Raw genomic sequence first — 587 nt, forward strand, 5'->3', positions numbered from 1 at the left:
GATCTGCGCCACCGCCTCATCCGGATCCGACGCCACGATCCACCGCTTCGCCACCTGCTCGATCGGCAACGCATCGGCTGCCTTCTCCATCTCGATCGGATCGTCGATCGAGTGCTTCTGCTCCGGCGTCAACGACAACGGCGCCCAGAACCTCGTGTTCTCCAGCGCCAACTCGGGATCCGTGTCGTACGAAATCTTGATCTCGATCATCTTGTCGATCTCCGCCACATCACGGCCGGCCTTCGCCGCCCCCTCCGCGACGGCAGGCATCAACTTCTCCGTGTACAGCTCCATGCCCTTACCGGACGTGCAGATGAACCCGTCACCGCTACGACCGGCGTACCGGGCCACCACCGGACCACCGGCGGCGATGTACACCGGAATCCCACCCTCGGGCACGTCGTAGATCGACGCCCCCTTCGTGGTGAAGTACTCCCCCTCGAAATCGACCCGGTCGCCGAGCCACAATTCGCGCATCAACCGGACCGCCTCCCGCAGCCGCGCGAACCGCTCCTTGAACTCCGGCCACTGACCCGCGAAGCCTGTCGCGATCTCGTTCAATGCCTCCCCGGTGCCCACCCCGAGCA

Annotated in this window: 1 protein-coding gene; it reads right to left on the minus strand. The window is 64.9% G+C overall.

What is annotated here, in order from left to right; all coding sequences use genetic code 11:
* On the minus strand, window positions 1-561 hold a 561-nt coding region (locus ACFWJO_RS41130), incomplete at its 3' end, for an LLM class flavin-dependent oxidoreductase (RefSeq protein WP_386873543.1).
* Between the last annotated feature and the right edge of the window lie 26 nt (window positions 562-587).

The organism is Streptomyces sp. NPDC127092, assembly GCF_042722475.1.
Taxonomy (GTDB): Bacteria; Actinomycetota; Actinomycetes; order Streptomycetales; family Streptomycetaceae; genus Streptomyces.